This is a genomic window from Methylobacterium sp. (assembly GCF_019750675.1).
GTDB lineage: Bacteria > Pseudomonadota > Alphaproteobacteria > Rhizobiales > Beijerinckiaceae > Methylobacterium.
Genome location: NZ_JAIEOF010000064.1, coordinates 1 through 6845, shown reverse-complemented (window position 1 = coordinate 6845; position 6845 = coordinate 1). Strand labels below are relative to the sequence as shown.

Annotated in this window: 9 protein-coding genes and 1 pseudogene; 9 read left to right on the top strand and 1 reads right to left on the bottom strand. The window is 72.2% G+C overall.

The genetic code is table 11. The features are described from left to right. The 4 genes and pseudogenes from K2X24_RS03400 to K2X24_RS03385 all read left to right on the top strand — a co-directional run. Window positions 1-498: pseudogene (locus K2X24_RS03400) on the top strand (hypothetical protein); the annotation flags it as partial. A gap of 83 nt (window positions 499-581) precedes the next feature. Continuing rightward, the gene (locus K2X24_RS03395; protein WP_292494646.1) at window positions 582-1001 is read left to right on the top strand and encodes an NUDIX hydrolase; all 420 of its coding nucleotides are present in this window, start codon (window positions 582-584) and stop codon (window positions 999-1001) included. Between the two features lie 44 nt (window positions 1002-1045). After that, complete coding sequence (locus tag K2X24_RS03390; protein ID WP_292494644.1) at window positions 1046-1459, top strand: TIGR02301 family protein; 414 nt, start codon at window positions 1046-1048, stop codon at window positions 1457-1459. A gap of 250 nt (window positions 1460-1709) precedes the next feature. Then, a complete protein-coding gene (locus tag K2X24_RS03385) occupies window positions 1710-1964 on the top strand; it encodes a hypothetical protein (protein ID WP_238277854.1) in 255 nt (84 codons plus the stop codon). A 119-nt stretch (window positions 1965-2083) separates the two neighbouring features. On the opposite strand, the gene K2X24_RS03380 is transcribed toward K2X24_RS03385, so the two are convergent. Then, the gene (locus K2X24_RS03380) at window positions 2084-3421 is read right to left on the bottom strand and encodes a dihydroorotase (protein ID WP_292494640.1); all 1338 of its coding nucleotides are present in this window, start codon (window positions 3419-3421) and stop codon (window positions 2084-2086) included. A 116-nt stretch (window positions 3422-3537) separates the two neighbouring features. On the opposite strand from K2X24_RS03380, the gene K2X24_RS03375 reads away from it, so the two are divergent. The 5 genes from K2X24_RS03375 to K2X24_RS03355 all read left to right on the top strand — a co-directional run bounded on the left by K2X24_RS03375 (window position 3538) and on the right by K2X24_RS03355 (window position 6697). After that, the gene (locus K2X24_RS03375; RefSeq protein ID WP_292494639.1) at window positions 3538-4389 is read left to right on the top strand and encodes a folate-binding protein YgfZ; all 852 of its coding nucleotides are present in this window, start codon (window positions 3538-3540) and stop codon (window positions 4387-4389) included. A gap of 38 nt (window positions 4390-4427) precedes the next feature. Beyond that, a complete protein-coding gene (locus tag K2X24_RS03370; RefSeq protein WP_292494637.1) occupies window positions 4428-5078 on the top strand; it encodes a DNA-3-methyladenine glycosylase I in 651 nt (216 codons plus the stop codon). A gap of 29 nt (window positions 5079-5107) precedes the next feature. Next, on the top strand, window positions 5108-5689 hold the full coding sequence (locus K2X24_RS03365; protein WP_292494643.1) for an HD family hydrolase: 582 nt from the start codon (window positions 5108-5110) through the stop codon (window positions 5687-5689). Then, window positions 5689-6222: a protein tyrosine phosphatase gene (locus K2X24_RS03360; RefSeq protein WP_292494635.1), complete on the top strand. Its 534-nt coding sequence runs from the start codon at window positions 5689-5691 to the stop codon at window positions 6220-6222. Before K2X24_RS03365 ends, K2X24_RS03360 begins: the two co-directional genes overlap by 1 nt. A 181-nt stretch (window positions 6223-6403) precedes the next feature. Continuing rightward, entirely contained in the window at window positions 6404-6697 is a 294-nt protein-coding gene (locus tag K2X24_RS03355) for an exodeoxyribonuclease VII small subunit (RefSeq protein ID WP_238277843.1), read from the top strand. Window positions 6698-6845 lie beyond the last annotated feature (148 nt).

Here is a 6845-nt window from a genome sequence, read left to right as displayed (position 1 = left end):
GAAGCAGCCAAGCCCGAAGCAGGCAAGTCCGCGCCATCCTGGGTGCGCCTGGCGCGGGGCCCGACCCAGGCCACCGCCCCCGGTGGCCAGCCCCTGAAGCCGGCGGCCGTCGCGGATTTCACCGGATCGGGCCAGACGCAGGTCGCCGCCGTTGCGGCGCCCGAGGCCGCCGGCCTGCTCCAGCTCTGGACCCTGGAGGCCGGCGCCCTGCGCGTCGCCCAAGAGGCGCAGGGCTACACCAACGTCTCCCCCGGCGAGGGCGAGGCGGACCTCTCGGCCCTGGTCGAGCCCGCCGGGCCGGGCGCGCCCGAGCTCGCCCTGCCGGTCTCCGACCGGAGCGCCCTGGCGATCCTGTCCTTGAAGGACGGCATCCGCGAGCGCGTGCGGGCGCCCCTGCCGGGGCTGGCGGCCTTCGGCCTCGCCGGGCTCGGGCGGGGCAGCGCCGCCCGTCTCTTCGTGGGCCTGGCCGATGGCCGCATCGCCGTGGTGACGCCGTGACGGGAAGCGATCCGACAGGGACCGGTCCGAGCCCGACCGATCCGGACGACGCGCAGGCGCGGCTCTTTCCGACACGCCCCTTCGTGGGCACCTCCATCGCGGTCCTGCGCGGCGACCGCGTGCTCCTGGCCGCCCGGGCCAACGAGCCGATGCGCGGGGTCTGGACCCTGCCCGGCGGCCTCGTCGAGGCGGGCGAGCCCCTGGCCGAGGCGGCCCTGCGCGAGTTGCAGGAGGAGGTCGGCCTCTCGGCCGAGGTGGTGGGCGTGCTGAGCCCTACAGAGATCATCCTGCGCGACGCGGGCGGCCGCGTGCGCCACCACTACGTCGTTCATCCCCACGCCGCCCTCTGGAACGGGGGCGAGCCGGTGGCCGGGCCGGAAGCCCTCGGTGTCCGCTGGGCGACCCTGGCGGAACTCGAGACCCTGGCGACGACGCCGGGCCTCGCCGGCACCGTCCGGGAGGCCTTCGCCCGCGTCACCCTAAGCCCGGAGCCGCTTGCGTGAGGCGTGTTCGGGTCCTGTCGTCGATCCTTCTCGGCGGCCTCGCAATGCTGGTGGCCCTGCCCGGCCCCGGCCTCGCCCAGCAGTCGCGGGGCAGCGCCGCCCGCCCCGCCGCGAAGCCCGCCGAGAAGGAGCCGCCCCCGCCCGCCGAGCCGCCGCCCGCACCCTACGACCGCGACCTGATGCGGCTCTCCGAGATCATCGGATCGCTGGCCTTCCTGCGCGAACTCTGCGCCACCCCGGACGCCGCCGAGTGGCCGGCCCGGATGAAGGCCCTGATGGAAGCGGAGGGCGTGACCCCGAACCGGCGCGATCGCCTCGCCGGAGCCTACAACCGCGGCTATCGCGGCTACAGCCTGACCTACCGCGTCTGCACCCCCGCCGCGACGGAAGCCGCGAGCCGTTTCGTGACCGAGGGAGAGCGCCTCTCGCACGCGCTGGCGAGCCGTTTCGGCGGTTGAGCGTCACCCGCCGCGGGGCCGCCGGTTCACCCTGTCGGCTGCTCCGAATCCGCGTGGGATGACCGCGAACGGACCGTGATCGGCGCCCGTTGATGCAACCGGGACACAGTTCCGGGGCATGACCGCGAAACGCAGAATTTGAGCACCGGCGTTAACCGCTTCGCAATTCCTGGCTTTGCGAACCCGCCGCCGCGTCCTATCCTCAATGGACTGGCCGGTTGTTTCGCCGGCGCAAACGATGATGTGGCCCATGCACATGGATACGGTCTCCGCGCCCTTCGAGGCGGATCTCGACGACAAGCGCGCCGCGCTCGGCTACGTCTCGGAGGCCTTTGCCGAAGGCTGTCTCGATGGCCTCGACGGCGACTGCATGGCCCAGGCCGCCCTGTTCGCGGCCTTCCAGGAACTCGTGATGACCTATGGCGAGGAGGCGACCGCCCGCTACGCGGAAGGGTTTCCGGACCGAATTCGCGGCGGCGCCTTCACCACGAGCCCGCAGCATTAAGGTTACACGTTCCCGAACGGGAAATGGCGGTCCCCGGTCGGGGATCGGCACGCGGGCAGGCCTTCGGGCCTGCCCTTTTTTGTCGGGCGCGTCCGCTGTTCCCGGACGCGCCGTCGCCGTCAGGCGCGTGGCAGCGCCTCCTCGAACACCACCGCCTCGCCCCGCGACGGCGCGGCGAGCGCCCCCTCCCACATCACGCTGTGGCCGCGCACCAGGGTGCCCACGGGCCAGCCCGTCACGGTGACGCCGTCATAGGGCGTCCAGCCGCATTTCGAGGCGATCCACGCGTTGCGGATGGTCTCGCGGCGCTTGAGGTCCACCACCGTCACGTCGGCGTCGTAGCCGACCGCGAGGCGCCCCTTTCGGGCGATCCCGAACAGACGCTTGGGGCCGGCGCTGGTGAGGTCGACGAAGCGCGCCAGCGAGAGCCGGCCGGCGGCGACGTGGTCGAGCATGATTGGCACCAGGGTCTGCACGCCGGTCATGCCGGAGGGTGACTCCGGGTAGGGCTTGGCCTTTTCCTCCAGCAGGTGCGGGGCGTGGTCGGAGCCGAGCACGTCGACGACGCCCTGCGAGAGCCCGTGCCAGATTCCGTCGCGGTGGTCGGCGCTTCGCACCGGCGGGTTCATCTGCACCAGGGTGCCGAGGCGGGCATAGGCCTCGTCGCCGTCGAGGGTGAGGTGGTGGGGCGTGGCCTCGCAGGTCGCGACGTCCTTGGCCTCGGCCAGGTACGCCATCTCCTCCTTCGTCGAGATGTGCAGGATGTGGATGCGCGCGCCCGTGGCCCGGGCGATGCGCACGAGGCGCTGCGTCGCCTTCAGCGCGGCCTCGGGCGAGCGCCAGACCGGGTGCGAGGACGGATCGCCCGCCACGCGGCGGTCTTGTCGTGCCCGCAGCATGGGTTCGTCCTCGGCGTGGAAGGCGGCGCGCCGGCGGGTCCGCTTCAGGATCTCGGTGACGCCGGCATCGTCCTCGACGAGCAGCGAGCCCGTGGAGGAGCCGACGAACACCTTGATGCCGGCCGCCCCTGGCAGGCGCTCGAGTTCGGGCACGAGATGCGCGTTCTCGTGGGTGCCGCCGACCCAGAACGCGAAGTCGCAATGCATCCGGTGATGGGCGCGTGCGACCTTGTCGGCGAGCGCTTCGGCGCTGGTGGTGAGCGGGTTGGTGTTCGGCATCTCGAACACCGTGGTGACGCCGCCCATGACGGCCGCGCGCGAGCCCGATTCGAGGTCTTCCTTGTGATCGAGCCCCGGCTCGCGGAAATGCACCTGGCTGTCGATGACGCCGGGCAGGAGGTGCAGGCCGGTGCAGTCGCGCCGCTCGGTGGCCGCGGCCGCCGCGAGGTCGCCGATCGTCGCGATGCGCCCGGCGCGGATGCCGAGATCGGCGCGATGCGCGCCGTCCTGGTTCACCACGGTGCCGCCGCTGAGGAGGAGGTCGAAGGGCTGGTCCATTCCGGATCTCCTCGGGCGGGCCCTGCGTGCGGCGCGCATTGAGACGGGGTCGCGGGCGACTTATGTCAGCCCCGGACGGCGCGCAATGCCGCCGCCGCTGTATCCAAGGAGCCGCCATGCCGATCGCCCTGCTGCCGGACCGCGCCGTCGTCACCGTCTCGGGCGAGGATGCGACGAGCTTCCTGCAGGGCGTGGTGACCTGCAACGTCGAGACCCTGGACCCCGGCGAGGCGCGCCTTGGCGCCCTGCTCACGCCCCAGGGCAAGATCCTGTTCGATTTCCTCGTCGCCCGCGCGGCCGACGGCTTCCAGCTCGATGTCGCCGCCGATCAGGCGCCCGGCCTCGCCAAGCGCCTCGGGCTCTACCGCCTGCGCGCCAAGGTGACGATCACCCTCGACCCGACGCTGGGTGTCGCCGCCGCCTGGGACGGCGCCGAGACCGCCGCCACGGTCACGCGCCTGCACGACGGCCGTCTGAGGGGCATGGGCGAGCGCCTGATCTTTCCCCTCGGCGCCTTTTCGGCGGATGCCACGGAGGCGGATTACCACGCCCACCGCATCGCCCACGGCATCCCCGAGGGCGGGCGCGACTTCCCCTGGTCCGACGCCTTCCCGCACGAGGCGCTGATGGACCAGCTCGGCGGCGTCGATTTCCGCAAGGGCTGCTATGTCGGCCAGGAGGTGGTCTCGCGCATGCAGCATCGCGGAACCGCCCGCACCCGGATCGTGCCCCTCGTGGCGGTCGACGGCGGGGCCCTGGAACCCGGCGCCGAGATCACGTCCGGGCCGCGCGGGCTCGGCACGGTGGGCAGCGTCGCGGGTCGGCGCGGCCTCGGCACCCTGCGCCTCGACCGCCTCGCCGACGCGCTCGCCGCCGGCGAAACCCTGCGCGCCGGCCGCACCCTGATCGGCGTCGAGAAGCCGGCCTTCGCGACCTTCGCGTTTCCGGAGGTGGTGCCGGCCGGCTGAGATCGACGCGCGGGCCGCACCCGGCTAAACCCTCGCCGATGCTCAGCGACACCTCCGGCCCGGACATTTCCGCCCGAGAAACCTCCGGCCTGATCCACCACCCCGACGGCTGCGCCCGCTGCTGGTGGGCCGGGACCGACCCGACCTACGTCGCCTACCACGACACCGAGTGGGGCGTGCCCGAGCGCGACGGGCGCGCCCTCTACGAGAAGTTGATCCTCGACGGTTTTCAGGCCGGCCTGTCCTGGATCACCATCCTACGCCGCCGCGAGGGGTTCCGGCGCGCCTTCGCGAAGTTCGACCCGGAGGCCATCGCGCGCTTCACGGATGCGGATGTCGCGCGGCTGATGCAGGATACCGGCATCATCCGGAACCGGGCCAAGATCGTCGGTACGATCGCGGGCGCGCGGGCCTACCTCGCCATCGAGGCGCGCGGGCCGGGGTTTTCGGATTTCCTCTGGGACTTCGTCGATGGCGTGCCGATCCAGGGGCGGGCACGGGACCGAACGGGCATCGCCACCGAGACCGAGGTCTCCCGGAAACTGTCGAAGGCCCTGAAGGCGGAGGGGTTCACGTTCTGCGGGCCCACCATCGTCCATGCCTTCATGCAGGCGGTCGGCCTCGTCAACGATCACCTCGTGGGCTGCCACCGGCATGCCCCCTGCGCCGCCCTCGGGGAAGCGCCGTGAGCGGGCCGCGCGGGCGCGCCTGGCAGCGCATGCTGTCGGGCCGGCGCCTCGACCTCCTCGATCCGTCCCCCCGGGACGTGGAGATCGCCGACATCGCCCACGGCCTCGCCCGCGTCGCCCGCTGGAACGGGCAGACGGCGGGACCGCACGTCTTCTCGGTGGCCCAGCACGCCTTGCTGGTCGAAGCGGTCGGCGGCGGCTTGGCAGGCAACCTGGCCGATGGGGCCGGGCGGTCCCTGCGCGTCGAACTCCTGCTGCACGACGCGCCCGAATACGTCATCGGCGACATCATCTCGCCCCTCAAGGCGGCCATCGGCGATTCCTACAAGGACGTGGAGCGCCGGCTCCTCACGGCGATCCGCGCGCGCTTCGCCCTGCCAGAGCCCGGCCCGGCGCAGGTCGCCCTGGTGAAGCGCGCCGACGGCATCGCCGCCTATCACGAGGCGATCCGGCTCGCGGGCTTCGCGCGGGACGAGGCGGATGCGGTCTTCGGGCCTTGCGCGGCGCTCGCACCCGAGGCCGAGGCCCTGCTGGCACCCTGGCCGACCGATGTGGCACAGAGCCGGTTCCTCGCCCGCTTCCACGCCCTGACCGGCCCGGAACCCGCCTGATGCCCCATCTCCAGGTCTGCCCGCTCTCGCGCCTGCCCGAGACCCTCGCGGCGTCCGGCGCGCGCCACCTCATGACGCTGATGAAGGTCGGCACCGCGATCCCCCGGCCCGAGGCTATCGCCGAGGGACGCCACTGCGTGGTCGAGGTCAGCGACGTCGTGGCGCCGATGGACGGGCACGTGACGCCGGGCGAGGCGCATGTGGCCGCGATCCTCGCCTTCGCGGAGGCCTGGGATCGGCGTGAACCGTTGCTGATCCACTGCTACGCGGGCATCAGCCGTTCCACCGCGGCGGCCTACATCGCCGCCTGCGCCCTGGCGCCCGAGCGCGACGAGGTCGAGGTCGCCCGCGCCCTGCGGGACGCCTCGCCCTCGGCGACCCCGAACGCCCTGTTCGTGGCGATCGCCGACCGGATGCTGGGCCGCGGCGGGCGGATGGTCGCGGCCATCGCGGAGATCGGGCGCGGTTCGGATGCCTTCGAGGGTGAGCCGTTCCGGCTGGCGTTGACACCCGACCTTCGAAGCGGCGCATAACACGTTGGCGGAACGTGCTGATCCGGGCCCGAATTCGCGGTGCGGCGCCGGGTGGAACGCCTCGGGATCAGGTGTGGCGCAAAGGCCGCCCCGGATCACGAAACGCCAGCCCGGCGGCCGGATCGGGTTGCCGGCTTCGCGGCGACGGGCTTAGACCGTCAGAATCAAGGGGTAGTTTAGAATGAGTGTCACGCGACCCGCCGTTGCTTCGACGGGCGGTGCCGGTGAGACGGCACTCGACCTGCCGTTCGAGAAGGCCTTGGAGCAACTCGAGGATATCGTGCGCCGCCTTGAGAAGGGCGACGTACCCCTCGACGAATCGGTGGCGATCTACGAGCGCGGCGAGGCGTTGAAGCGCCACTGCGAAGGGCTTCTGCAGAAGGCCGAGGCCCGCATCCAGAAGATCACCCTCGGGGCCGACGGCAAGGCCGCCGGCGTGGCGCCCCTTGATGTCGACGAGGGTGTCCGCGGATGACCCGGGTTCAAAAATATCATTGGCCGCAAGCGATTGCGCGCATGTCTTCCCTCCGGGCGTGAGGTCGATCGGTGTCACGGCAAGAAACCACGCAAGCGGGCCCTGTCTCTTCTGAGGCGACGGCGATCCTGGACGGACTGGCGGAGCC

Coding starts and splice junctions, on each gene's coding strand:
- K2X24_RS03370 (WP_292494637.1), top strand. CDS start 4,428: ATGCTCAGCGACACCTCCGGCCCGGACATTTCCGCCCGAGAAACCTCC.
- K2X24_RS03375 (WP_292494639.1), top strand. CDS start 3,538: ATGCCGATCGCCCTGCTGCCGGACCGCGCCGTCGTCACCGTCTCGGGC.
- K2X24_RS03385 (WP_238277854.1), top strand. CDS start 1,710: ATGCACATGGATACGGTCTCCGCGCCCTTCGAGGCGGATCTCGACGAC.
- K2X24_RS03360 (WP_292494635.1), top strand. CDS start 5,689: ATGCCCCATCTCCAGGTCTGCCCGCTCTCGCGCCTGCCCGAGACCCTC.
- K2X24_RS03380 (WP_292494640.1), bottom strand. CDS start 3,421: ATGGACCAGCCCTTCGACCTCCTCCTCAGCGGCGGCACCGTGGTGAAC.
- K2X24_RS03355 (WP_238277843.1), top strand. CDS start 6,404: ATGAGTGTCACGCGACCCGCCGTTGCTTCGACGGGCGGTGCCGGTGAG.
- K2X24_RS03365 (WP_292494643.1), top strand. CDS start 5,108: ATGCTGTCGGGCCGGCGCCTCGACCTCCTCGATCCGTCCCCCCGGGAC.
- K2X24_RS03390 (WP_292494644.1), top strand. CDS start 1,046: ATGCTGGTGGCCCTGCCCGGCCCCGGCCTCGCCCAGCAGTCGCGGGGC.